Origin of the sequence: Paenibacillus sp. FSL H8-0282, assembly GCF_037963825.1 — a bacterium.
GTDB classification, from domain to species: domain Bacteria; phylum Bacillota; class Bacilli; order Paenibacillales; family Paenibacillaceae; genus Paenibacillus_AQ; species Paenibacillus_AQ odorifer.
The window spans coordinates 1,079,641-1,105,912 of record NZ_CP150146.1 but is presented as its reverse complement, the minus strand read 5'-3'; the positions used below and the strand labels follow the sequence as shown (position 1 = coordinate 1,105,912).

Here is a 26,272-nt window from a genome sequence, read left to right as displayed (position 1 = left end):
ATGAATAAGAGGTGTCCACGCTATGCTTAATCATTCTACACTACTGCTTTTCCCTAATCCGCGTGAAATCACATTGTCACAAGGCTCCTTCCATTTCCCAACAAGCGGAAGCATCGTGCTTCCTAATATGGAAGAACAATCTGCCATGCCAGCTGCACGAAAACTACAGGAAGTAATTGCACAAGCATTGAATCTGCAGCTGACTTTATCCATTGGCTTACGTCCAACCGTTGTATCTGTCTGTAACTTTAACTATGTGCCATTATTATCTGCACAGGCCTATGAGATTGTTGTCGAACAGAAGGGTATTGTTGTCTCCTATAGCTCTCCTGTAGGCGCTTTCTACGCAGCAGCAACCCTGAAACAAATCATAGAACAAAGTGGAAAATCTATACCTCAGCTGCATATTCGCGATGAACCTGATTTTGGAGCCAGAGGCCTGCTCATAGATATCAGCCGCAATAAAATCCCGAAGCAAGAAACCTTGTACCGGATCATTGACCTTATGGCTGATTTGAAGATGAATGAACTTCAGCTATATATAGAAGGTGCTCCGTTCGCTTATGAATCCTTCCCTCAAGTCTGGGAGCTTGAAACCCCAATTACCGGAGAGGAAATCCTGCTTCTGGATGCCTATTGCAAAGCACGTTATATAGAGCTTGTTCCCAATCAGAATAGCTTTGGGCATATGGAGGGCTGGCTTTCTCGTCCAGAATTCAACGCTTTAGCTGAAATTCCCGAAGGCTTTATGCTTCCGAAGAATTTGTATGCGCAGGACGTTTATCCAGAAGGCTTATTTATGCACCCTGGTACTTTTGATACCGAAGATCCTGCTGTACTACCTCTGCTAGACAAAATGTTTGACGATCTGCTGCCCTACTTTAGCTCCAATCAGTTTAATGTAGGCTGCGATGAGACCTATGAACTCGGCCTTGGTAAAAATAAAGCTCTGGCAGAAACTCAAGGCAAAGGTCAACTCTATTTATCATTCCTGCAAAAAATTTATGAGTTGGTTACAAAACGTGGCAAAACGATGCAATTCTGGGGCGATATCATTATCCAGCATCCCGAACTGATTCCTCAGCTTCCTAAGGATATTATTGCTATGGAATGGGGTTATAGCGCGGAGCATCCCTTCGAGTCCGATACGCTCAAATTCCGTGAAGCAGGTATTCCTTTTTATGTCTGCCCAGGCACCAGCTCATGGAACTCCATTACAGGACGCACAGACAATATGTTAGCCAACCTGCGCAGTGCAGCTATTCATGGCAAAAACAACGGCGCTATCGGTTATCTCATTACGGATTGGGGAGATTTTGGACACTGGCAGCATCTGCCGGTCAGCTATGCCGGCTTCGCCTACGGCGCAGCCCTATCCTGGAGTGTAGATCATAATCTGGAAGCAGATACTGCACAGTATTTAAATAGATTTATTTTTGCAGATCGTTCTGAGGGAATTGGCCAACTGCTCCTGGATCTCGGCAATTACTATCAGCTTGAATCCAGTATCAACCGTTCAAATGATGCAGAAATGTCCCTGCTGCTGCGTACCCATCTGGACAATTTCCTAATCATAGAGAAGCTTACTGAGGAACACTTCAATCATATCGAAGAATATCTACTCTCCATTGAGGCGCGGCTATCGGGGCTAGATCTTCAATGCGAGGATGCTGCTCTTGTGTTGAAAGAACTGAGTAATGGCATCCATTTCGTGAAGCATGCTGTGCAGCTTGGCAGAATCAAGCTACAGTTGACATCAGCACCAGATTCGCTTGATCCTGCGCTGATTACAAAGCAAATCAATGATCTTGATGTACTCCTTCACCAATATCGTCTCTTGTGGACGGAACGCAACCGGCTCGGCGGCTTGGAGCAAAGTATCTCGAAACTTCAACGCCTGCGGAGTCAATATGAAGCATTAAAATCAGAGCTCTCCGCATCCGTAAGTTCCTAATCCCTCTTATTAAGATTCACTATATAGCTGCTGTTGGGTAATCGAACGTTGAACTAACGTTTTCGGTTCGCCCAACGCAGCTCTTCATATTGATTCTCAAGCATCTCCCGCTCACGTTGCTCGTGTTGTTCCCTGCCAATTCCCTCCTGCTGGCTTTCCTGATCCTCATAGATTCGCCATAGGTCAGAGAACAGATAGTCTTTAATTTCTACCACTTTTCCCTGCAGGATTCCGTTTATCCAAAAAAGTCCTGTGGAGGTACGCATAACCATGCGGCCATCCGGTGTTTCCGCCTTTTGGCCCATTCGAATAGCCATAAGCATTTGGCCGAAAGTATACCATTCCATATTTGCTAATACCTCCTAAATTTTAGTTGTAATGGAATAAAGAGAAAGCTATAATCAGGGCAAAAGAACCATTTTCGTAAAAATTTTATAGGAGGATTGTTATGGATTGGCTAAATGACTACGAAGATGAACTGCGCTTGGTATTCCAAGAAAGCAGACGGATTATTTCCGAATTTCCAGAACCTCTAAATCAACAAGGCATGTCCTATCTTGAGCATTTTAACGTATTTAACGCTGAAAGCCACAAAAACTACATATGTTATCTTTTACCCTTTTGGCTGCAGAAGGGATGCGGAATCTCTGCAGAGGTTACTCGCCAGATGTCGATGGGCAACGTCTTTTTTATGTTGTATTTCTTCATACAGGATGACCTGATGGACAGCCAAGAATCCTCCGCATACGAAAAATTGCCCTTGGCAAATTTGCTTTATGTCGAATTTTTAAATATCTACCGGATACTATTTCCGGAGCCATCCGCTTTCTGGATCTTATTTAATCGTTATATCATGGAGTGGGCAGATAGTGTTAGCAACGAAAATACCAGTGACTATTTTCTTAATGATCGGGTCAAAATCTCCTATAAAGCCAGTCCGCTCAAGCTATCCAGCACTGCTGCCCTTCTGATGTCTGGAAAGAGTGATTTAGTGCCGCAAGCTGAAGAACTTATCCATTCGGTTTTGCTTACACTGCAAATGCTGGATGACTATGAGGACTGGAAAGAAGATTTATCCGCGGGCAACTATAATTGTCTTCTCTCCCTAACTCGCAAACATCTGCCAAACAGCAGTGCAGCTAAACTCACTACGCAAGAGGTCGAATTTTATCTATTCACTGCAAATGGTCTACATACCTATACGCAATTAGCACACGACACACATAACAAAGTTACAGCTTCCGACCTTGATGCCCCTCATCTTATTGCGTTCCATTCCATGCTAGTAAGTAACTTACAGCAGATCTCTGATTCCATCGAAGCGGACAAGCAGCTCTTGCTAAACGGAGGATTATATCATTGGTTGTCAAAAAATGTACATTAATTCTATTATTTTGTAATAAAAAGAATAGTATTAGTAGTTTTGCTATGTTATATTATTAAAGGTAAATATATACAATTTGGGAAGGGTGATTATTATGTCAGAAGCAATTCTTAGAAATCAAGTCATTCAAAAGGCATGGGAAGATCCAAGTTTCAAGAAAAGACTACTCTCAGACCCAAAAGCGGCTCTCCAAGAAGCATTAGGCGTAATCATTCCCGACAGCGTTACCTTGAAAGCCGTTGAAGAAGGCTCCAACGAATTCTATCTTGTAATTCCACCAAGTCCTACTTCCGATGTATTGAAGGCAACCGCAGCACCACGCGGTTCGTGGTAAGACAACAAGATTAACCCCCTAAGGAGTGAGAATCATCCGGAGCTTCTGCCAATGGCAGTATGGTGATGGATTCGGTTCCCACTCCTTTTTTGCTTGTAAATTTCACTTTACCTTGCATAGCTTCGATGATACGGAAAGTGACCATTAATCCAAGACCTGTCCCTTTATTCTTTTTAGTGAAATAAGGCTCTCCCAATCGGTGCAGGACATCCGCGTCCATCCCTTCCCCGTTGTCTTTGATATGAATGATTACGTTCTCCTCTTCCGCATACACCGACATATAGATAAACCCTTCGTCACGGAAAGATTCAATGCTATTTTTGATAATGTTGATGAAGGCTTGCTTAAACTTTGAGGAATTCCCCTTCACCCATAATTCGCCCGATACATCGAGAATCATTTTTCCTCCATTTAAATGACAAAGTGGCTGCATAATACTCTCAATATGCTTAAATTCATTATACAAATTCAGACTGGAAATCGTCTCAAATTCCGGTTTTGCGAAGGTTAAGAAATCCGTAATGATCCCGGAAGCACGATCCAGCTCACTAAGGGCCATCGACATAAATATTTCCTCTTCCCCAACGGATTTCTCGCTAAGCAGCTGAAGGAACCCCCTAGTTACCTGGAGTGGATTCCGCACTTCATGAGCAACAGATGCAGCAAGCTCGCTAATAATTTCCATTTTTTCTGAACGCTGCAATTCGTTGTTAAAACGCTCTAATTCTTTAGAATAGTTAACAACCTGTTGATGGCTATAGGCTAGTCTTCGCTCCAGAATTACGATCAAGGAGATTATGAAGGCAACAATGCCCCACTTCCACAAGAATAAATCATAGTTCCCCTTATGAATGTAATACCACAGTAACTCTGACACTACAGTAAATGCAGCCGTTCCAAAGCCAATGGCAAAAATGATAGCGTCCCTATTCCCTTTAAGCGAAAATATAATCACACATACGATCAGCAAGATGAACTGAAGGATGAGGATGAACCCGATAATAGTGGTGGATACAAAATAATAAAACTCAATATAGCTATTATTCGATAGAAAATTGATCAAAAGACATAGCAAACAAAATGAGGAGTAAATGACTTGAAATTGACGAAAACGACGGACGATCGCATATTTTCCACTGCCAAATATTTTTTCAAATAAAAGAGTAAGCGCCGGTAAAAGTGAGAATAAAGCCAAATCAAGAAATACATTACTAATCGCGCCTAAATCGCTGTAAAAGGTATAAATAAAAGGAGAATAGGTTATCGAGAGAATTCCGGTTGAACCTATTACAACGGCTAGTGAAGCCACACTGGAAAAATAGTCCCTATTAATGTAGAGAGAGCTTATAAATAGAACGATAGCCACAAGAAAAAAAGCACAGCCCAAAATCACATCGCTGAGTCCATTTTTAATATAATCATTGATTAACAGGTTGTGTTCACCGATCACTACTTCATTTTTAATTCCGATTCTATCCTGCAGCGTTTCAGTCCAAATGTATAATGTTTTCCCACTATCGCTTTGACTCAAAGGCAACAACAAAGAATAGTTATCCTTAATATAATTACGATCTTCCTCGAAGATCAAACGGTCGTTCACATACACCTTCACATGAAGAGCATATAAAGTATCAATGTAGATTGAAGGGGAGATATAACTAAAGTTAGGTATGGAAATACGAGTCCAAGAAGTGGATACGCCTGATGGCAGATGTGGGATTTCCTTCGTAGCATTCACATTTATCCAATACTGCTGGTCATTATTCTGTGGAACCTCTATGCCGCTGTTTTCGGTTCCATCGCCCCATCTCATCTGCCAACTGGTAATTTCTTGGGATGGATATGGGGTCGCTGCTGATACAACAATTGAACTATATCCTATCAGAAGGAGAGTAAGAGCTATTGCTATATGTAGGACTTTAATCATCAAGCGCATATATGCACCTCAGAAGTAAGTATCAGAAACAATATTCTGTCTGTACTACTTCGCTCAGCCCCTCACTCTTTCCTTCTAAAAAACGGAATTATCATAAATTACTTCTAAATTCTTCTAAGTTCTGGTATTTTTACTATAATTTCAGTCCCTTCCCCTTTCTCACTGCGAAACTCAGTGCATCCCTCCATCGCCTCAATAATCCGAAAGGTTACCATCAGTCCAAGCCCCGTTCCTTTGGTCTTATTGGAGTAATATGGTTCCCCTAACCGAGCCAGCTCATTCCGGTTCATCCCTTCCCCATTATCATGAACACTGATTATTATATGTTTTCCAGACTTCCAGGCTGTGACTTTAATCAGCCCATTGTCCTTTAAAGCTTCAATACTATTTTTGAGTATGTTGATAAACGCTTGCTTGAACTTGGCAGATGATCCAGTAACGTAAAGTCCTGGCTGCAGATTAAGTTCAATGACGCCCCCTTGCAGATTCGCTAACGGAGAAAGAATACCCGTCACATGCCTCAACTCTTCGGACACATCAAGCTGCTCTACGGTTTCAAGTCCTGGTTTAGCGAAGGTTAGGAAGTCTGTAATAATGAGCGTAGCTCGATCCAGTTCTGTCACTGCCATTTGCAGATATTCCCGCTCCTTTTGATCTGAACGCTCCCCAAGAATCTGCAGAAACCCCCGGGTAACCTGCAATGGATTCCGTACTTCATGGGCAACCGAAGCTGCCAGCTCACTAATAATCTCCATCTTCTCCGAGCGCTGCAAATCATTATTGAACTTCTCAAGCTGATGGGAATATTCAATAAGCTGTTCATGGTTTCGAGTAAACCTTCTTCCCAGAATGACGATTAAGGCAATTACGAAAATCACCATTCCCCATTTCCACCAATATAATTGATAGGATTGCCCCGATGCATAGAACATGACCAGTTCACTAAGAGACATGAAAGCAAATATTGAGAACCCTGAAGTAAAAATAACAGCATCTACATTGCCACGGTTCGCGTGTATAAAAGCTAAGCTGATCAAAAGTATAATTTGTACAATCATAAGAATACCTAGCACACTCGTAGTCATCAATCGATAAAAGTCATCCAACTGATAGGACAGAAGAATATTAATAACCATTAGGGAAAAACAAAATACAGAATAGACAATTTGAAACTTACGGAATCGTGTAACGATTCTCTTTTTCCCTGGACCAAATATTTTCTCAAAATAAAATGTAAAGGATGGCAAAAGCGTATATAAAGCTACATCAAAGAAAACAAGTACGATCTCTCCATAATCGCCGAGGATTGTCGGCAGGAATGATGAATACGTTACCACTAAGACGCCAATGGATAAAATAATCAGCACCAATAGAAATCCGCCTGAAAAATAGCCTTTTCTCATGAATAGCGAGCAGATCAGCAGTACAATCGCAATAAAAATAAGCGTCGTTCCAATGATCAGATCCATTAAGCCCTGCTTTACATAAACAGATAACAGCTCATCGTATTGGCCTACTCTTATTTCGCCGTGGATCCCTAAGTCTTTGCTGCCACCATGGGTCCATAAATATAGCTGTTGTCCTCCAACACTTTTGGACAGAGGAATGAAAACCTTACTGCCATTGAAATTAAAATCTTTTCCGGAATCATATATTAATTCGTTATTTAAATAAGCCTTAACATTATTTCCATATACTTTATCTATGAATAACGCAGATTTATCACTAATTTGTGGTAAAGTAAACCGCAGCCAGGCTGAGGTTGCTCCACTTGGAGTCTCTGGGCTTTTCCCATGAGGCATAACACGAGTCCATTCTTCATCAAGAGCTGCCACAGCTTCTTCAATATGATCTATTTCTATACGTTCAAATTTAATCTCCCAATTGGGCAGCGTAGAGTCTGATGATTCAGCACTCACTATCGCCGTACCAAAAGGAACCATAGCGGTCAGCAGTAGAATTAATAAAAAAGCAGCCGCTATATTGGGCTTTGGCAACTTCATCGTAGCACCTCAGTAATTCATTAGTTGTTTAAACGTTCATATATGCTTCTTAATTTCGACAAGCTTCGCACTATCCCTGCCTATTCTTGTAAATTTTCTCGAAAAAGAACGTTTTTCATCGGCTTTTGCTTTCACCCATTTTTTACTAATCTAATATAGACATACCCATTTATTGGATCAGCGATTCGATCATGGTCAAACGGGTAAAGATAAACATAGGAAGTTCAAATTTTATCATAAAAAAGGAGTGAACGGCTATGGATAGTTCACCAAATAAAACTGAGGCTGACTTTGAATATGAACGTTATATACAAGCTGATATGGATGAAGAGGATATTGTTGATGATGACGCAGATCCTGTCTTGGTTGGCGATAAATACTTGGCAGCAGATATTGGTTTAAACTCACCTAAGGATGTAATCGAAAGAGATGAGTTAGTGGAATCCGATGCATATCTAGCCGCTGAAACCGCAGGATTAACCCTAGATGATACGGATTATACTAAGGATGAGGAACTCTTGGAGATGGAAGAAGAAGATCAGCCGCTAGAGGATGTTCCAGATGCAGACGATGTATATCCAAATTCCATTATTGACCCTGCCTCCCCGCCAGTGGATGTTATGCCGGGAACAGACGTTTTGAACGGTTCGCAGGGAGAATAGCAGCTTAATATGAATAAAGCCGCCGGGCTATGAGCCCGGCGGCTTTATGTTGTTTCTAAATAACGACATGCTCATTGAGTTAGCAGTTAACCCTGCATCGTTGTTGGCTGTTCTGCGGGACGAGCAGCGGCGATTTGTGCTTCCAGCTTGCGGGTCTTAACCAATATCGCTGCTACCAGCAGCATCACTCCATTGATTACAAACACCCAGCGAATTGGAATCACCGCGCCTAATAAGCCGCCGATAATCGGTCCAGCCATCGTCGCAAGCTGAGATGCCGCCTGATTCAGGCCAAAGGCCCGTCCACGGAATCCCGGCTCAATTACTTGTACAATCATGGCATTCACTGACGGCAGCACACCTGCATAGAACAGGCCGTAAGCAAAGCGAAGGATAGCGAACTCTACATAGCCCGAAACAAAAAACTGCAGAATATTACCGATGCCGCCCCCGATCAGTCCAATAAATAAGATCATCCCAAAGCCTTTTCGGCTGCCGAGTCTGCCCCACTGCGGAGCCATCAGCACCGTAGCAATCCCCACAGCGGAGAATACGATTCCCGAGCTTAGCGAGGCACTATTTTTGGAGATCCCCATGTCCAGTAGATAAATTGGGATTAACGGTTCCAGAATCATAACGGAGAAGGTACTGATTCCCGCCAGCGAGAGCAAAGTAATAAAAGCTCGGTTACTTCTCGCTTCCCTGATATCATCACTTACATGTGACCTTGGAGCCGAACGGTCGAAGTTCTCCTCTTTTGCAAAAAAAGTAGCAATGAGCGCTGAGATAAGTACAATACCCGCTGAGAATAAAAAAGCAATCCGGTTGCTGGTATAATAGCTCACTACACCGCCAATTAATGGTCCAATAATACTACCTGTCGCTCCGGCTGTAGACATAATACTTAAAGCGTACCCCGTCTTATGCTCAGGTGTATTGGTGGCTACCATTGCAATAGCTGCTGGAACAAAACCGGCAAGCAGTCCTTGCAGCACACGCACAATCAAAAAAACATAAGGATCATGTACAAAATAATTAATAAGGTATAAAGCTGCCAGACTAAAACCCGAGCGAATAAGCATCGGTTTCCGACCATACTTGTCGGCTAGCGAACCCCAATAGGGAGAGATTAAAGCGCTGGCAAGAAAGGTTATTCCAAAACTAACCCCTGACCAAATCTCCAAATGATTTGAAACCCCAAGTTCGTCGCTCAAAAAAATGGAAAGGAAGGGAATCGAGATCGAATAAGCTGTACTACAAAAGAAAACCCCTATCCAAAGCACGATCAAATTCCGCTTCCACGAAAAGAGCATCCTATGCACATCCTTTCTCGATGTTCTCTTTGGAAACATCCTACCATTGTAAACTTCTTTTTAAGATGTGCCAATCCCAGAAGTCATAACTGACCTTTGCATGTAATAGGACAAAGGAGGTATTATGGGAAGTACCTACGAGATTATTCAATAAAAAGGAGAGATTATTTAGTGAAGTCTACACGAACAAAATCCGCTATTCTTCTGATCATGTTATGCCTGGTCATGGTTATTGCGGCAGGTTGCGGTAACAAACCAAACAATAACAATGCAAGCAGTAATAATGGAAGCAGCGGATCAGCACCTGGGGAAGGTGCAGCCCCAACTGAAGGCGTTCCTTCAGCTACGGCAAGTCATCCCTTAGTAACCATTGAAATGGAAGACGGGGATATCATCCAAGCTGAGCTATACCCTGAGGTTGCCCCTAACACCGTAAACAATTTCATCTCACTTATTCAAAAAGGATTTTATGATAACACTATATTCCATAGAGTAATTCCTGACTTCATGATTCAAGGCGGCGACCCTGATGGTACAGGTATGGGAGGCCCGGGTTACAGTATCGCCGGAGAGTTCTCTGGCAACGGGTTCACCAATAACCTTCTGCATACAGAAGGTGTTCTATCCATGGCAAGATCACAGGCTCCTGACTCTGCCGGTTCCCAGTTCTTTATTATGGATGCAGCTTACCCTAGTCTAGATGGAAGCTACGCCGCTTTTGGTAAAGTAACTGAAGGTATCGAAGCTGTAAAAAGAATTGTGAGCCTGCCTCGTGACGGTTCTGATCGTCCAGATGAGCCACCAGTCATGAAAAAGGTGACGGTCGACACCTTCGGCGTCACTTACCCAGAACCGCAAAAGGTTCAGTAATTAGGAATAAGCAGAAACCACGTTACCGTCCTCGAAAGAGAATAAACGTTTCTTGTAGAAATAAAAGAACATAAAAAACTCGGCAGTCCCTCCGAAGTTGTAATCGGATGGATCTTGCCGAGTTTTTTTACAGCTTATCCCCGCAGCGATCTTCTGCTAAGTGCATGTTGACCATTACGCAGGAAGGTGCTGCGGCTATTTCTTAATAGCGCTATCCGGTCCTCTGCAAGCTGGTTCGCAGCGGCATAAGTAGGTATTCCGTTCAAACGGGAAATTTCCATTACGCGGGTAATATTGTCGTAAATCTTCGCGACCTGCTTAAAGGCACGTTCCTTATTATAGCCGTTCAGCTCGTCCGCAATATTAATGACGCCACCTGCATTAATCACGTAATCTGGAGCATATACAATCCCCATCTCATGAAGTGCATCACCATGCGAGGAATCCTTCAGCTGATTATTAGCAGCTCCTGCAATCACTTTCGCCTTGATTACCCGTAAGGATTCATCGTTAATTGTCGCTCCAAGAGCGCAAGGAGCATAAATATCACAATCTACACTGATGATATCGCCTGGATCTACAGCCTTGGCGCCATAGGCCTCTACTGCACGTTGAACGGCTGGTTTATGGATGTCCGTTACGATAAGCTGTGCTCCTTCTTCATGAAGATGTTTGCACAGTGTAAAGGCCACGTTCCCCACACCTTGAACAGCTACTGTCTTCCCTTCGAGCGAATCACTGCCAAAGGCGGCTTTAGCGGCTGCCTTCATTCCTTGGTAAACACCGTAAGCCGTTGCTGGTGACGGATTGCCCGAAGAACCGTACGTAGGTGAGGTGCCAGTAACATAATCTGTCTCTTGATAAATAATGTTCATGTCCTCTTCCGTAGTCCCTACATCTTCAGCAGTTATGTACCGTCCATTTAAACCTTGTATGTATCTTCCGAAAGCACGGAACATGGCTTCATTTTTATCCTTCTTGGGATCTCCAATGATTACTGTTTTCCCACCACCCAAATTCAGGCCGGATACTGCATTTTTATAGGTCATCCCTTTTGCTAATCGAAGCGCATCAACAATAGCTTCCTCTTCTGTAGCGTAGGTCCACATCCGTGTTCCACCCAGTGCTGGTCCCAGTGTCGTGTCATGAATCGCGATGATCGCCTTTAATCCCGATGCCTTATCCTGACAAAATAATAATTCCTCGTAGTCGTCCCGTTCCAATGCTGCAAACAATTCCATTTCCAATATCCCCTATCCCTTTGTCATATTCCTCATGCTGGTTCAAAGTTCATGCAATTGGAAGAGGATCAGTTGGATCCCCTCCCAAAATATTGTAGCAGAATACGCCGTAAAACAAAAAGAACTCATGTCACCATCTTAACTACTGATGGGGCATGAGCTCTTTTTATCCAATCTACTCTCATAGACAGGATTTCTATTGTACAAAATACAACGCAACTGTCAAAATGCTTTACAGTTTAGCAATTGTCTCTGTAAGTACCGGTACGATTTGCGATTTACGGGATACTACACCCTTAAGAAGCGCTTTATTGTCATCAAGCTTCACGTTGTACGCCTGTTCTACTGCACCTGCAACACGGCCCAGAGCCAGACCCACCGAATCGTTGTTGAGGATATCTGTAACTACGAACAGGAACAGATCCAATTCTTTTTCAGCAATAATGGAAGTCAGTGCAGTTTCCAGTTCAGCCTGCTTGGAGAGTACATCATTAACGTCGACCGCGTTCACTTGGGCGATTTCTACTTTGTATTCACCCATTTTGAATTCCTTAGCATCCAAGGAGATCAGTTGAGCGATACTCTTGTCGCTAAGGTCAGCACCAGCCTTCAGCATATCAAGGCCGTAGCTTTCTGCATTTACACCAGCGATTTCAGCCAATTCGCGTGCTGCAGCTACATCTTCAGCGGTGCAGGTTGGAGATTTAAACAGCAAGGAATCAGAAATGATTGCAGACAACATCAATCCGGCGATGTCTTTAGGGATAGCTACACCGTTTTCTTTATACATTTTGTTAAGAATAGTAGCAGTACAGCCTACTGGCTCAGCACGGTAGTATAACGGATGTGCAGTCTCAAAATTAGCGATCCGGTGATGGTCGATAACTTCAATTACACGCACTCGATCAATGTCATTCGCACTTTGTTGGCGTTCGTTATGGTCAACAAGAATAACCTGATTAGCTTCTCCAGCTACGTTCTCTACCAGACGAGGAGCCTCTACTCCGAAATGATCAAGCGCAAATTGCGTTTCACCACTAACGTCTCCCAGACGAACTGGCTCAGCATCCCAGCCTAATTCTTTTTTGAGTGCTGCATAAGCAATTGCCGAACAAATAGTATCCGTGTCCGGATTTTTGTGTCCAAAGACCAATGTTTTTTCCATTTCCAATCTCCTTACTATGTTTTAGTGAGATTAATATACCATACATTGATAGCGGCTTCCAGATTGTGCGTGCTGAAAAAATGGTTTAGCCTCTCCCACCTACGGTTGTTCACGTCTGGTCTTTGGAAGCGGATCTGGTTTGGACTCACCATGCAGCGGTTCATTATCGGAGAAAAGATCAGGATTCTCTTTTAGCATCAGGCTTAAAATATCCGTCGTTTCTACTGTTCCACACACTCTAACTAGTGCATCCCCGAAGTTTCCCTTATGCATGGCACCGCCTTCCTCAAGCTCGCGTTCCACTTTCCAAAAATGCTCCGACCAAGAGAGACCACAATGTCTGCGAGAAGGCACCATGATTTCATCGCCACCCGGCGTCACCGTATATAATTCCTCATGACTATCCGTCATTCTGCCCGGAATATCCACCCACTCTTCAATACCGTGAATGAACGTATTCCGCCGCAGATCGACGCCCAGCAGTACTATTTCCGCCTTCCGATCAAGCAGCTTGCCCCACACTGAACCACGGGCGCATGGCGTATCCCAACGTTCATCCCCTGCAGTAAACGCCTCAGCATCAACACCCAAAGCCGCTACAGAGTGAGTCGGATGCCAAGAGCGGACAACACTTGGACGTTTTCTGAACAGCTCCGGTAATATCCCTACACAAGATGGGGAATCTTGAACAAAGAAGCGCGGATTATCCGCATTAATATAAGCCCATGTATGCGTTGGCAAAACAAGCAGCCCATCCTTCATATATTCACTGAGTGCATCCAGCACCGTGTTCGCGCCTCCTTCTACTTCGCCAACACTTTTTAACGAGGAATGAACTAGAATGGTCCCCCGTGGATCAATCCCTAACTCCTGTAATTGTTTCATCAAGCTTGTTGTTGTGTGCACTATACTCTCTCCTTATGTATGAATTAAATTTCATGAAACATTAATATCCACTTGCAAAAGTTTCTTATTACTATTAAAATTATAGTAACTTAATAATATTCACCAAAGATTCTATCGATATATTAAAAATAAATTAAAATAATCCACAAACCCAAAGCATTTACAAGGAGGTAACTACCATGAGTTTAACGTTAAAAGGACTTCACCATGTCTCAGCTATTACAGGCAAAGCACAGGAGAACTTTAAGTTCTATACAGAGGTACTCGGACTGCGTCTCATTAAAAAAACAGTAAATCAGGATGATATTTCAGTGTACCATTTATTCTATGGAGATGAGAAGGGTAATCCCGGAACCGAATTAACCTTTTTCGAGCTTCCGATGGCAGGCCGCAACCGTGAGGGCAATAACAGCATCTCCGCGCTCTCCCTTCGAGTGCCAAGCGATGCCGCACTTACCTACTGGGAGCAACGCTTCACCGAGCTTAACGTGGAGCATGGGACGATACAGGAACTTGGTGGACGCCAGACTTTATCCTTCCGCGATCACGAGAGCCAACGTTTCATTCTCGTATCCGACGAAAATGATAACGGTGTTGCCGGCGGTACTCCTTGGGCTAAAAGCCCAGTACCTGCCCAATATGGCATTGTAGGCTTAGGACCCGCACATCTCACAGTAGAAAGTGCAGAACATACAGCGGTAGTGCTGGAGCAGTTGCTCGGCTTCCGCCGTATAGGAACCTACCCTTCAACAGTTGCCGGTCAGCCAGATGTGCTCGTATTCGAGACTGGTGAAGGCGGATCAGGTGCTGAGGTTCATCTGGAGGAACGCAATGATCTGGAGCAAGAGCATTTGGGACGTGGCGGGGTACATCACGTCGCATTCCGCGTAGATAATGAAGACGAATTGAAGCAATGGATCGAACACATCCGCCAGGCACAGCTTCCTAATTCCGGTTTCGTCGACCGCTTCTACTTCCGTTCCCTCTATTTCCGCGAGCCTAACGGCATCCTTTTTGAGTTGGCTACAGACGGACCAGGCTTTGCTACAGATGAGCCTATGGAAAGTTTAGGTGAATCCCTTGCGCTGCCGCCATTTCTGGAATCGAAACGCCAGCAAATCGAGGCTTATCTGAAGCCGCTGGATACTCGGCAATAAACCTCTTCAGGTTACTAAATAAAAGGTGTGAGCCGCTTATGCGCTCACACCTTATTTTTTTATTGAAGGTTAGTAGCTTTCCCTACAATATCTAGTAGCTCCGACAGGTTTCGGATTTCGTATTTTGGCTGAACGCCGGACTCATTAATCTTCCCTAGCGGGTTAAACCAGCAGGTATCAATCCCATAATTAATTCCGCCTTGAATATCAGAGGTTAAGGAGTCACCCACAATCAATACTTTTTCCTTATCCTCAATCCCCAATTTGGCAAAAGCATAATCAAAAATCCCCGTCTCTGGCTTCTGACATCCTGCCTCCTCTGAGATAATGATCTGCTCAAATGTATCACTCAGCAGCGAGCCTTGGATTCTGGAAGTTTGCACATCCTTGATTCCATTCGTGATAATCGCCAGGCGGCAATCTGCAAGCTCTCCGCATAGCTCGATTGCTCCCTGCATCAGAAAGGTTCCTTCGCCTAAGAAACGTAGATAGGCCTCACTGAATGTTTCAGGATCAAGCTCAAGCGCATGTGCAGCAAACAACCGATTAAACCGCTCTACCCGCAACGCCGCAGATGAAATCCTTCCTTGTTCTAGATCCCTCCACAATGCGTGGTTAATCTCTTGATAACTGGCAGCATAATCTGCTGCACCTGTGGGCATCCCAAAGTGTAGAAAGGCATTAGACAACGCGTGACTTTCTGCCATTCCATAATCAAACAACGTATCGTCGGCATCAAATAAAATAACATCGTATTTCATAAATATCCCCCAAAGGCTTTTCTCAACAAGGTACTACAGCGTTGCTGGCAAGTCAACTTCACACCCCTCACGACAAAATTTTACTTTTTTAAGGTAGATTTAATCGATCTGTGGTATTTTAAAAAGAAAACGGTGGTGAGCGTCATTTTATACGTTTTATCATTTCTAATGTCATTTCTTATCGTCTACTTTCTAATTCCGCCGCTCGGCAAGCTTGCTTTTCGGCTTGATTTTGTGGACAAGCCTCGGCAGGACGTTGAGCGTAAAATTCATAGAGAGCCCATTCCGCTAACGGCCAGCTACGCCATATTCATCGGATTTTTTATCACTTATCTGGTGTTCGCGCGTGATTTCTCCATGGAGACTGTCGCATTATTTGTAGGTGGCGTACTATTGCTGACCATAGGCACGGTGGATGATTGGTACAAAACGAAAGGCAAAGATTTCCCAGCTCTGCCCAAGTTAATTGTACAAGTTAGCGCAGCGATCCTGGTTTATGTTTCTGGCAACGCCTTTACCGGATTCTACAATCCATTCTCAGGCGATTATATCGTTTTGCCTGTCATTCTATCGTTTCTGCTGACGATTATCTGGATCTTCGGTGTAACCACAGTTATTAATTTCTCGGATGGCATGGACGGTCTGGCTGGTGCCTTGACGGCCATTTCGGCGATTACGTTATTTGTTGTCGCACTGGCAAAGGGGCAATCCTCATCTGCCATTATGGCAATTTCACTGATTGGCGTTACGCTTGCTTATCTGCGCTACAATAAGCCGCCCGCCAAAATCTTTATGGGCGACGCCGGGGCAACCTTTCTCGGCTTCATCCTTGCGGTCATTGCACTCGACGGCGCGTTCAAGCAAGCCACCGTCCTGTCGCTGTTCATCCCGATTCTGGCGCTGGGCGTACCGATCTTCGACAACATTTTTGTCGTAGTCAAACGTTTCATCCAAGGCAAGTCCATTTATCAAGCCGATGCCACCCAGGCTCATTACCGCCTGCTTCGGGCAGGCCTGAACCAGAAGCAGGTCGTTGCCGTGCTTTGCCTGATTAGTGTTTGCCTATCCTTATCCTCTATCATTCTGCTGCTGATTGAGACCTAATGTATTAGGGACTAAGGGCATGTCTCATATACTGAGACTGCCCTTTGAAGTTATAAAAGGAGCAAGATTCCGATATGGAATCTTGCTCCTTTTGTGTTTGAGGGTAGCGAGAGATAACTGAGATGCGAGAGTTTGCCAGACCTTACGAGAGCTACGGGATCTGCGGGATCTGCGGGATCTGCGGGATCTGCGGGGTCTACGGATTTACGGAGATCCATGGCCAATTTCCCCAGCTTTTACTCTTACGGACTCAGGCGCCGTTATTCGTGGATTTTCGGCCATTTAGTCGTGTTTTCGGACTCCAGAGACGCTATCTACCCAAAATGGACTCATATTCAGTCTATTTCCACCCAATAGCTGCATTGGTGTCCGATAGCGCACAAATTAGAGTGATTTGTTACTTTTAGCGACTCCTGTGTCCTTTAGCACCCTACCTCCGAATACATCAATCACCCATCGTTCTCTTGCGTAAACTCGGCTAATCTGCGATAAATCCCAACGATCTCTTCCATCGGCATTCTAACTAATCCGCTAGAAGAGGGTGCAACAAATTCACGGACACCATCTACCTTTGGAGGTACGTCCCCTTGAAATCCCCAGTTAGCTTTTGTTCTGCGGCTAAACTCTGTATACACACCCTTACCTACAAAACAGGCGACTTGAGGCCGATATTTCTCCAGCTTGGAGCGAAGCATTTCCCGACCCTCCTGGTATTCTTCACGAGTAATATCGTCGATTCCCCGTGTGGGACGGGCAACAATATTTGTAAACCCATAGCCCAGCTTAAGCAAGTCCCCATCCTCAGACGCATCATACAACCGGGGAGTAAGTCCAGACTGATGTAATATTCTCCAGAAATTATTCCGCGGATTCGCGTAATGATGTCCTACCTCGCCAGAACGGATACTAGGATTGAATCCAATAAATACAATCTGTAATCCGTGATCTAAGTGATCTGGAATTTCATCCATGTTATTATGCCTCCTGACCAAACGTCGATCTAGTTCAACTTACGGGGTACACCTTAAGACAGGAAGGCGGTATATGACCTGCCAACCATACCTTATTACCCGCCTTATAAAAGGTTACACCCATTTGACCCGCTCTAATCGTATCAACGGTTAACAATATCAATTTCCCTCTGCGGACTTCCGGCTAAACTGGCAAAATGAGTCCCTTCAGACAAATGAACATACTGCCGTCCCATCGATTGGAGCCCCTCCTCCAAAATCACAGAAAGCACACCAGAATGAGTTCCGTGAAAAAGTATAGCAGGCGGAGTCCCCGGCTCATAAGTGATTTTTGTGTGGCTATGCCCGTACCGGGCTTTGATCCGGTCATCAACGATTTCCAATCGTTGCTTGTCGCAACCTGCAACCACTTGCCGAATATCTCCCACAGTCACCTCTGACCATCTAGGAGTGCTTACAATAACAAACAGTAAATCATCCAACCTACAGGAACCATCCTCTGGATCCAAAATAAGACCATATTGCTCCGGGGTATGCCGAAGCAGCTTAGTCATAAATTTACTTAACGACACTTCCGCTGTATTGCTTAACATTATATTTTCACCTCAATTTTTCCTATTTATATTATTCTACTAAAGGATCTCTTCGAAGCAGATTCCAGAGGCATTACAGCAATCACACATCCATGTATTACCTCTTACTATGCAAAAAAGACCATGGACTCTATCGTCCATGGTCGGGCTTCACCTAAATACAAAACTCCTTACCAGTTAATACAGCGATGTTATTTTACCGGAACGAATATACTGGTTCAGAGGCTGATCTAAAAGTTCCATTTCATCCTTCTCCTATCTCCAAAAGCATAATCCAACTATCCAGTTTATGTCAACCAGTAGTCTTTTATCTGTAATCTTTTACTTACCTTATTCTTAACTTATTCTTAACTTATTTCAGCAATGCTTTCAATTCAGGCGTCATATCCGATTCTTTTAACATTACGAAATCGCTATAACCCTCTTTGTACATCAACTTCACAATGTAGTTGCCATTCTCAACACCATAATGGAAATGATGGTCCAAAATATCTGTTAATAATGTCTTATCCTTCGTAACAGCCGTACGATTCTTTTCGCGTGCAAGCGCTACTCTTTGTTCAGGACTAGTAGGGTTCTTAGGTGTTTGCTCGTCCATATAATCATCTTTTATAATCTCTGCCGATTGGATATCTTCAGCTGTTATTTGTATTTTATCGGCATAACCTTTTTCGTTCATCCACTTTTCAAGCTCATGGAAAGAAGATTTCCATGGATAATTATAACCATAACTTGAAGAAACTTGATTGCTGTCCTCTTTTGCCTTTACCTCTATTTGGATATTAGCCACATCAGGTATTCCATCCTTATCTATCTGTACTTCGTAGGACATATTCAAAATTTCGCGTTTGATAATCTCCTTTAGCTCTAAAATTTCCCCGGGATCAGAGATCGCTACTTTTTTATTCCTGTTAGTAACCCACATATAATCCAGGTCTTTGTCTAAGAGAGCTAAATTATACTTTTCATACTTGTAAGCTTCGGTATCCTTAACCGCCTTGAGCTCTGATTCAAACCCCTTATTAGGGATCCAGTATTCCCTCACTAGCTTGTGACCATTCTCCAATTGATAAGCCAGAGTAAAATATTCATAAACGTATTGTTGTGAGGTAAGTTCTGGACGTACCGCAACTACCGCTTGATGGAGTTTACGGACAGCTTCTATATAATCTTTATCATCGGAAAAAGGGTTCTGCCCCATGTAGGGTGTAGTGTACAAATCATCCGTTGGGGCATACAACCGGTAGTTAGCTCCCATATATACACCGCTAATCTTATCACCGGAAGGCACTCTGGCTTCATACCCCGTAACACTTGATACCGGGATATACAGAAGTAACCCTATCATTACCGCATAAACTGCAAACTCAGCTACCATTTTACGCGTCATAATCTGCCATGTTTTCCGAACAATCATTTCTGCGGCAACATAACCAATAATGGCTCCGATGGCATATCCACCAATCACCCAGCCCATTTGCTGTTGCTTCATTTGCGCAAAATAATTACCGGCAATAAGCATGGCACATAACATAACCCCTGCTTTAAACAGTGGGTTGAAATATCCAAAGGCAATAGCCTGACCCGCTTTTTCCGTATTACGTTTACGGTATAACAGGTACGACAACCCGATAAATAGAAGTGCCAATACCCCATAAATCCATAATTCTGTATTGGTGAAGGGTTTGCCGGTAAAATAATACACGATATGAACAAAAGGAGACCATATCTGCGAAATAGAATCACGCAAGTTAGAGTTTGCATTTGCATATCCATAAAGATACATAGCTAAATGGCTGTGGATTAATGAGATCAGTACAGCAGGAAGAATAAGCAAAATATAAATGATAATTCCCTGAAGAATAGATTGGCCCGTACATATTCCCACAAAAACACTAAAGCAAAAGAGGAACAAAGTCAGAATACTAACTGTAATACACCATTGCCAAATATCTGCGCCTTGAAAAATATAAAAATTACCACTCCACGGCTTAACAACGGCAACCACCCCAGCAGTTAACCAAACAGGCAGCAATAGTAAGGTAAGTCCACTCGTCAGATGAGCTGTAAATATATGCTCTCTGCGTAAAGGCAGGCTATGCCAAAGATCTGCAGGTGATTTTGCCTGAAGGTATCGGAATAAGAATAGTCCTGCGGCAACTGGGATCGTAATGATAAACAAGGCTTGCACACTACCAGCTATGCGAAATAAATGATCAACTTCCTGCGGTTTTGCATCCGGATTGCTGCTCATGAAGAGCTGTAATGGAAGTGCAAATAATAAGCCGAGTGCATATATAATCCCTATCCAGCCATGCTGGCGGAAGTTCTGGCGAAAAATACTGCTATTAAAGTAGTAATGGCTGCGCATCATATCCGACATCCCCCATTTCATAAATAAAGATCTCTTCTAACGTTAATGGAAGCAAATCGAATACGTATGGCTCGTACACCTGAAAAGCCGCTTTGATCCGTTCACGATCCCCTTTTACAATATATAGGTTCACACTTCCCCGGCGCTCTTGATGCAGAACTTGTAACTTGGCAGCTAACGGAATCTCATGCCGTTCATCTCGGAACACCACTTGAATCTTATGTGTATCCGCCTTAAGATCATCCAGATCCTTCTCAATCAACATCTTCCCACCATGCATAATCCCGACATGATCGCACAGATCTTCAATCTCACGAAGGTTATGGGAAGAAATGATTACCGTCAACTCGCGTTCAGCAACCTCCTGAAATAGCAGGTTTTTGATCTGACGCCGCATCACCGGATCTAATCCGTCAATCGGTTCATCCATAATCAGCACATCCGGCATACAGCTTAAACATAACCAAAATGACGCTTGCCGCTGCATCCCTTTGGAGAAACGACTGAGTTTGCGTTTTTTATCGAGCTGAAATACGGTTCCCAAATCTTCAAAACGCTTCTGATTCCAGCTCGGATAAATCGAGCGATAGAAGGCCGCCATTTGCAGCATGGTGGATTGTGGGAAAAAGTAAGGAGCATCCGGCATAAAAATAACCCGTTGCTTAGTCGTCGGGTGTTCGAATACCGCTTCACCATCCACCCGCACGGTCCCCTTATCTAGAGAGTAGATGCCCGCCAATGTTTTGAGCAGCGTAGTTTTACCCGCGCCATTAGAGCCGAGCAGCCCATAAATTGTTCCTTTATGTACCGTTAAAGAGATATCGTCGACTGCCTTCTCGCCTTGAAATAACTTGCTGACTCCCCGAATCTCAATCATCACTCTTCCCTCCTTCTCTTTGCTTCTCCACTTGTTGGTACAAAGAACTAATCTCAGCTGCGGTGAACCCAAGGTATACCGCCTCCGCCATCAGCCTCAGCAACTCGTTCCGGACTTCCGCTTTTTTGATCGCATTTTGTTCTTTTTTCACTGGGGCTACAAAACTTCCTTTCCCCTGTAATGAATAGATATATCCCTCACGTTCCAATTCACGGTAAGCCTTCTGAATCGTATTGGGATTCACGGTTAGCTGCTGGGATAACGTCCTTACAGAAGGTAGCTGTTCATCCGTCTGCAAAATACCATGCAGAATCATCTCCTTGACCTTATCGGTCAGCTGCTCATAAATCGGCTTCCGACTACGAACGTCCAGTTCGAACATAACCTTCCTCCTTCCACTATCTTGCATTAAATCCATTATGATGTGTACTAACTGTACTACTATTATTAATACAGTTTTATTTATATGTCAACAAAAAAATCCCCAAGATTTTCCTTCGGGATTTATCTATTCCTTGCTATTAATCAAAATTACGTCCCATCGCGCCGAGCCAACCTCATCCACAGTAGTTTTAGGACCCTGATGACGCTGATTTCCGCTTATAAGGTCATCTGAGTCCGACAGCGCCGTGCCATCCTCATCCCCCGTAGCTTTCGGACTCAGATGACGCTATTCGCACATTTTCCGCCTTTTGAGCGAAGTTTCGGACTCCACTGCAGCTATTGTCTAGAAAGACGCTCATTTCGGGCGTTTTTCACACCAATAGCGACTTTGGGGTCCGTTACCACTCCAAATGACGCTGTTTCCAGCTTTTAAGGTCACCTGAGTCCGACAGCGCCGTGCCATCCTCATCCCCCGTAGCTTTCGGACTCAGATGCCGCTATTCGTACATTTTCCGCCTTTTGAGCGAAGTTTCGGACTCCAGTGCAACTATTGCCTAGAAAGGCGCTCATTTTGGGCGTTTTTCACACCAATAGCGACTTTGGGGTCCGTTACAACTCCAAATGACGCTAATTCATGCTTTTAAGCTCATCTGAGTCCGATCGCGCCAAGTCCCCCTCATCCCCTATGGATTTCGGACCCAGATGACGCTATTCGCACATTTTCCGCCTTTTGAGCGAAGTTTCGGACTCCACTGCAGCTATTGCCTAGAAAGGTGCTCATTTGGGGCATTTTTCACACCAATAGCGACTTTGAGGTCCGTTACAACTCCAAAAGCCGCTGTTTCCTGCTTTTAAGCTCATCTGAGTCCGATCGCACCGAGCCACCCTTGTCTCACGGGGCTTTCGGACTCAAAAGCCGCTGATTTCCGCTTTTAAGCTCATCTGAGTCCGATCGCGCCGAGCCTCCTTATCCCCGCTAGCTTTCGGACCCAGATGACGCTATCCGCATATTTTCCGCCTTTTGAGCGAAGTTTCGGACTCCACTGCAGCTATTGCCTAGAAAGGTGCTCATTTTGGGCGTTTTACACACCAATAGCGGCTTTGGGGTCCGTTACAACTCCAAATGATGCTGATTCCAGCTTTTAAGCTCAACTGAGTCCGATCGCGCCAAGCCCCCTTATCCCCCTGGCTTTCGGATTCAGATGACGCTATTCGAACATTTTTCGTCTTTTGAGCGAAGTTTCGGACTCAAATGACGCTATTCGCACATTTTCCGCCTATTGAGCGAAGTTTCGGAGTCCCGTGCAGCTATTGCCTAAAAAGATGCTCATTTCCGGGCATCCGCTACAACTAACCTCCGAAATAAACGCAAAAAAAGAGACGTCCCTAAGCCATTTTGGCTTTAGAGACGTCCCTTTGAGTATTAGTGTCTGTAATTAAGCATACCAGCCCCATACGAAGATGAAGAGCGTACCGAATATCGTAACTAGACCAACGAATAAGGCATAGGCGATATTGATGTAAAGTTCTTTCTTGGTATCTGCTGATTCACCAATATGCATGAACAGGAAGAGCTGCAAGGAAGCCTGAATGAGGGCTGTAACAAGCAGGATAGCCATGTTCGCAGTGTTGGATAGATCAAGGTAGATTACAGCAAGTGCAGCCACAGAAAGGACAAGAGAGGCTAAGAAACCCATCACATGGCGAATTGGAAACAATTGCTTCATCATGCTACATCAGTCCTTTCAGATAGACGAAGCTGAAAATAAAGATCCAGACAACGTCCAAGAAATGCCAGTACAGCGAGAAGATAAAGGATTTATTGGCCGTAGCCGGATTAATACCTTGACGCTTCAACTGGATTAGAATAGCCGCACCCCACAGGAAACCGAACGATACGTGAGCTCCGTGTGTTCCCAGCAGTACAAAGAGACTGGATAGGAAACCACTGGTTTGAAGTGTAGCCCCTTCGTGAACATAAGTGACAAACTCCGTGATTTCAATACCAAGGAAGCCGAGACCCATTAGAAGGGTTAGTCCGAAAAAGACCATCATGGCTTTTTGGTAACCATGCCGCATGGCATGAACTGCAAGACCAATCGTGAACGAACTTGTCAGCAGCAGCAATGTTTCGATCATTACTGGACCAATTTCGAAAAGATCCGGCCCGCTAGGGCCGCTGGCAAAACGGTCTACCATTACAAAATAAACAGTGAACAACGTAGCGAACAGTGCAATCTCCGCTCCTAGAAAAACCCAGAAGCCAAAGATTTTATTACTATTCTCTTCTGTTGAGTATTCAAGCGGCTTAGACGCATCTATTTTCATACTGTCTCACCCCGCAATTTCTTTTCAGTAGCAATAACTTCTTCTGCTGGGATGTAGAATCCGTGATCCCGATCAAAGGACATAGCAGCTAGAACAATGAGGATACCTACTCCAGAGAGGATCGCTGGAATCCAAAGACTGAAGACCAGAGAGAACCCTGCAATGAAGAAGATAACACCCAGAACAAATGGTTTTCCTGTGTTGCTAGGCATATGAATCTTAGTAATCTTATCTTCAAAAAGCGGTACTTTATCTTGTTTAGCAGACCAGTAAGCATCGCGTGTTTTTACATTTGGAACCACTGCGAAGTTGTAAGCTGGAATCGGGCTTTTCGTTGCCCATTCCAAAGTACGTGCATCCCACGGATCTCCATCAGTATCTCTTGGTTCGTAACGAGTACTCCAGTAAATGTTATAAACCAGGATTACAAATCCAATAGCGAGACCGATCGCACCTACGAATGAGACCATACTCAGCGGGCCAAATCCGGTATCCGCAGAATAGGTGTATTGTCGGCGGGTCATACCCTTAAGTCCGAGAATAAACAGCGGGAAGAACGATACGTTAAAGGAAATGATAATCCACCAGAAGGCATGCTTGCCAAGACGTTCATTCAGACGGAAACCGAATACTTTAGGGAACCAGTAATGGAACCCTGCGATAACGGCGAAGACCGCACCTGGAATAAGAACGTAGTGGAAATGGGCAACCAGGAACATCGTATTATGGTACTGGTAATCGGCACTGGCCATAGCCAGCATGACACCTGTTACCCCACCAATCGTAAAGATCGGAATAAAGGCCAGGGTGTATAGCATAGGTGTCGTAAAGGTTATTCGCCCTTTTCGTAAGGTAAATAGCCAGTTAAATATTTTCACACCTGTTGGTACGGCAATGGCCATGGTTGTAATCGAGAAGAAGCTGTTAACCATAGCACCTTGACCCATTGTATAGAAATGGTGAGCCCATACTAGGAAGGACAAGAGGGAAATGATCAACATACTGAATACCATGGATGTATATCCATACAGGTTCTTTTTAGAGAAGGTGGCGATAATTTCACTATAAATACCGAATGCCGGTAAGACAACGATATATACTTCAGGGTGACCCCATACCCAGAACAGGTTGGCCCATAACATATCCATACCGCCATTGGCCATCGTAAAGAATTGAGAGCCGAACAACCGGTCGAACATCATCAACGCGAGTGCAACCGTAAGCACAGGGAATGCGAATACGATAATTACGTTGGTGATCAATACGGACCAAGTAAACATCGGCATTTTCATCAACTTCATGCCTGGTGCACGCATTTTCAGAATCGTTACAATAAAGTTAACGCCTGTGAGGAGCGTACCAATACCTGAAATTTGTAGTGCGAGCGAGTAATAGTTATTACCCACCGTTGGACTGAACTCTAAACTTGCTAGCGGGAAATATGCGGACCAACCAGCATCTGGCGATCCCCCGATAACAAACGAAATGTTAAGCAGCATAGCTCCAAAGAAGAAGAGCCAGAAGCTGACAGCATTCAGACGCGGGAAGGCAACGTCTCTAGCACCGATTTGCAGCGGAACGATAACATTCATCAGACCGATAATAAACGGCATGGCCATAAAAAGGATCATAATCAAGCCGTGTGTTGTAAATACCTCGTTGTAATGCTGTGCGTCAAGAAATTTCATGTCCGGGGCTGCTGTTTGCAGCTTCATCATAATAGCGTCAACGCCGCCGCGGAAAAGCATAAGCAATGCAGCGAGGATATACATAATCCCAATACGTTTGTGGTCAACAGTAGTCAACCATTCGCGCCATAAATATCCCCATTTTTTAAAATAGGTCAGGCCGACGATAATCCCGATTGTAGCCAGAACAATACTTGCCATAGCTCCGTATATCAGGGGTTCGCCGTGGACCTTAAATTTATCCCAATCCATTAGGAATCGCTCCTT

General features: G+C 44.1%; 23 protein-coding genes. 7 read left to right on the top strand and 16 right to left on the bottom strand.

All coding sequences use genetic code 11. The features are described 5' to 3' along the window. Positions 1 to 22: 22 nt before the first annotated feature. Positions 23 to 1,954 (top strand): glycoside hydrolase family 20 zincin-like fold domain-containing protein, encoded by a 1,932-nt coding sequence (locus NST94_RS04715; protein WP_339281730.1) that lies wholly within the window; start codon positions 23 to 25, stop codon positions 1,952 to 1,954. Positions 1,955 to 2,007: 53 nt separating this feature from the next. Here NST94_RS04715 and NST94_RS04710 read toward each other — a convergent pair whose 3' ends face one another. Beyond that, positions 2,008 to 2,301, bottom strand: coding sequence for a hypothetical protein (locus tag NST94_RS04710; RefSeq protein WP_076129272.1), 294 nt, complete (start codon positions 2,299 to 2,301; stop codon positions 2,008 to 2,010). 101 nt (positions 2,302 to 2,402) lie between these two features. Between NST94_RS04710 and NST94_RS04705 the strand changes: the two genes are divergently transcribed. Beyond that, positions 2,403 to 3,338 (top strand): hypothetical protein, encoded by a 936-nt coding sequence (locus NST94_RS04705; RefSeq protein ID WP_076147137.1) that lies wholly within the window; start codon positions 2,403 to 2,405, stop codon positions 3,336 to 3,338. A gap of 94 nt (positions 3,339 to 3,432) precedes the next feature. Next, positions 3,433 to 3,672: an NHLP leader peptide family RiPP precursor gene (locus tag NST94_RS04700; RefSeq protein ID WP_170914256.1), complete on the top strand. Its 240-nt coding sequence runs from the start codon at positions 3,433 to 3,435 to the stop codon at positions 3,670 to 3,672. A 10-nt stretch (positions 3,673 to 3,682) separates the two neighbouring features. Here the strand turns inward: NST94_RS04700 and NST94_RS04695 are convergent, their stop codons facing one another. Beyond that, entirely contained in the window at positions 3,683 to 5,599 is a 1,917-nt protein-coding gene (locus tag NST94_RS04695; protein ID WP_256717070.1) for a sensor histidine kinase, read from the bottom strand. A 113-nt stretch (positions 5,600 to 5,712) separates the two neighbouring features. Then, a complete protein-coding gene (locus NST94_RS04690) occupies positions 5,713 to 7,611 on the bottom strand; it encodes a sensor histidine kinase (protein ID WP_076147144.1) in 1,899 nt (632 codons plus the stop codon). Between the two features lie 257 nt (positions 7,612 to 7,868). Here NST94_RS04690 and NST94_RS04685 point away from each other — a divergent pair, with 257 nt between their 5' ends. Then, positions 7,869 to 8,273, top strand: coding sequence for a hypothetical protein (locus NST94_RS04685; RefSeq protein WP_051490926.1), 405 nt, complete (start codon positions 7,869 to 7,871; stop codon positions 8,271 to 8,273). 86 nt (positions 8,274 to 8,359) lie between these two features. On the opposite strand, the gene NST94_RS04680 is transcribed toward NST94_RS04685, so the two are convergent. Further along, positions 8,360 to 9,586, bottom strand: a complete 1,227-nt coding sequence (locus NST94_RS04680) for an MFS transporter (protein WP_076137142.1) — start codon at positions 9,584 to 9,586, stop codon at positions 8,360 to 8,362. Between the two features lie 210 nt (positions 9,587 to 9,796). Here NST94_RS04680 and NST94_RS04675 point away from each other — a divergent pair, with 210 nt between their 5' ends. Further along, positions 9,797 to 10,456 (top strand): peptidylprolyl isomerase, encoded by a 660-nt coding sequence (locus tag NST94_RS04675; protein ID WP_051491160.1) that lies wholly within the window; start codon positions 9,797 to 9,799, stop codon positions 10,454 to 10,456. Between the two features lie 134 nt (positions 10,457 to 10,590). On the opposite strand, the gene NST94_RS04670 is transcribed toward NST94_RS04675, so the two are convergent. The 3 genes from NST94_RS04670 to NST94_RS04660 all read right to left on the bottom strand — a co-directional run bounded on the left by NST94_RS04670 (position 10,591) and on the right by NST94_RS04660 (position 13,768). After that, entirely contained in the window at positions 10,591 to 11,697 is a 1,107-nt protein-coding gene (locus tag NST94_RS04670) for a Glu/Leu/Phe/Val dehydrogenase (protein ID WP_076129277.1), read from the bottom strand. 232 nt (positions 11,698 to 11,929) lie between these two features. Then, positions 11,930 to 12,862, bottom strand: coding sequence for a manganese-dependent inorganic pyrophosphatase (locus NST94_RS04665; RefSeq protein WP_076129278.1), 933 nt, complete (start codon positions 12,860 to 12,862; stop codon positions 11,930 to 11,932). A gap of 99 nt (positions 12,863 to 12,961) precedes the next feature. Beyond that, positions 12,962 to 13,768 carry an AAC(3) family N-acetyltransferase gene (locus NST94_RS04660; RefSeq protein ID WP_076302833.1) on the bottom strand — a complete coding sequence of 269 codons (807 nt, stop codon included), beginning with the start codon at positions 13,766 to 13,768 and terminating at the stop codon, positions 12,962 to 12,964. 179 nt (positions 13,769 to 13,947) lie between these two features. Between NST94_RS04660 and NST94_RS04655 the strand changes: the two genes are divergently transcribed. Then, positions 13,948 to 14,925 carry a ring-cleaving dioxygenase gene (locus NST94_RS04655; protein ID WP_076129280.1) on the top strand — a complete coding sequence of 326 codons (978 nt, stop codon included), beginning with the start codon at positions 13,948 to 13,950 and terminating at the stop codon, positions 14,923 to 14,925. Between the two features lie 59 nt (positions 14,926 to 14,984). Here the strand turns inward: NST94_RS04655 and NST94_RS04650 are convergent, their stop codons facing one another. Next, complete coding sequence (locus NST94_RS04650; RefSeq protein WP_076194170.1) at positions 14,985 to 15,686, bottom strand: YjjG family noncanonical pyrimidine nucleotidase; 702 nt, start codon at positions 15,684 to 15,686, stop codon at positions 14,985 to 14,987. Between the two features lie 168 nt (positions 15,687 to 15,854). Here NST94_RS04650 and NST94_RS04645 point away from each other — a divergent pair, with 168 nt between their 5' ends. Then, positions 15,855 to 16,790: an MraY family glycosyltransferase gene (locus NST94_RS04645; protein WP_076129282.1), complete on the top strand. Its 936-nt coding sequence runs from the start codon at positions 15,855 to 15,857 to the stop codon at positions 16,788 to 16,790. A 449-nt stretch (positions 16,791 to 17,239) separates the two neighbouring features. Here NST94_RS04645 and NST94_RS04640 read toward each other — a convergent pair whose 3' ends face one another. From NST94_RS04640 to qoxB, 8 genes are all read right to left on the bottom strand, one after another. Then, complete coding sequence (locus NST94_RS04640) at positions 17,240 to 17,761, bottom strand: mismatch-specific DNA-glycosylase (protein WP_076129577.1); 522 nt, start codon at positions 17,759 to 17,761, stop codon at positions 17,240 to 17,242. 143 nt (positions 17,762 to 17,904) lie between these two features. Then, positions 17,905 to 18,354 carry an RNA 2'-phosphotransferase gene (locus NST94_RS04635; RefSeq protein WP_305953966.1) on the bottom strand — a complete coding sequence of 150 codons (450 nt, stop codon included), beginning with the start codon at positions 18,352 to 18,354 and terminating at the stop codon, positions 17,905 to 17,907. A 352-nt stretch (positions 18,355 to 18,706) separates the two neighbouring features. Continuing rightward, entirely contained in the window at positions 18,707 to 20,749 is a 2,043-nt protein-coding gene (locus NST94_RS04630; RefSeq protein WP_143766481.1) for a hypothetical protein, read from the bottom strand. Further along, complete coding sequence (locus NST94_RS04625) at positions 20,703 to 21,605, bottom strand: ABC transporter ATP-binding protein (RefSeq protein ID WP_339281729.1); 903 nt, start codon at positions 21,603 to 21,605, stop codon at positions 20,703 to 20,705. Before NST94_RS04625 ends, NST94_RS04630 begins: the two co-directional genes overlap by 47 nt. After that, complete coding sequence (locus tag NST94_RS04620; RefSeq protein WP_076129581.1) at positions 21,598 to 21,987, bottom strand: GntR family transcriptional regulator; 390 nt, start codon at positions 21,985 to 21,987, stop codon at positions 21,598 to 21,600. Before NST94_RS04620 ends, NST94_RS04625 begins: the two co-directional genes overlap by 8 nt. A 1,438-nt stretch (positions 21,988 to 23,425) precedes the next feature. Then, a complete protein-coding gene (qoxD, locus tag NST94_RS04615; protein ID WP_036680878.1) occupies positions 23,426 to 23,716 on the bottom strand; it encodes a cytochrome aa3 quinol oxidase subunit IV in 291 nt (96 codons plus the stop codon). Between the two features lie 4 nt (positions 23,717 to 23,720). Further along, the gene (qoxC, locus tag NST94_RS04610; protein ID WP_042124373.1) at positions 23,721 to 24,317 is read right to left on the bottom strand and encodes a cytochrome aa3 quinol oxidase subunit III; all 597 of its coding nucleotides are present in this window, start codon (positions 24,315 to 24,317) and stop codon (positions 23,721 to 23,723) included. Continuing rightward, positions 24,314 to 26,257, bottom strand: coding sequence for a cytochrome aa3 quinol oxidase subunit I (qoxB, locus tag NST94_RS04605; protein ID WP_076129582.1), 1,944 nt, complete (start codon positions 26,255 to 26,257; stop codon positions 24,314 to 24,316). Before qoxB ends, qoxC begins: the two co-directional genes overlap by 4 nt. Positions 26,258 to 26,272 lie beyond the last annotated feature (15 nt).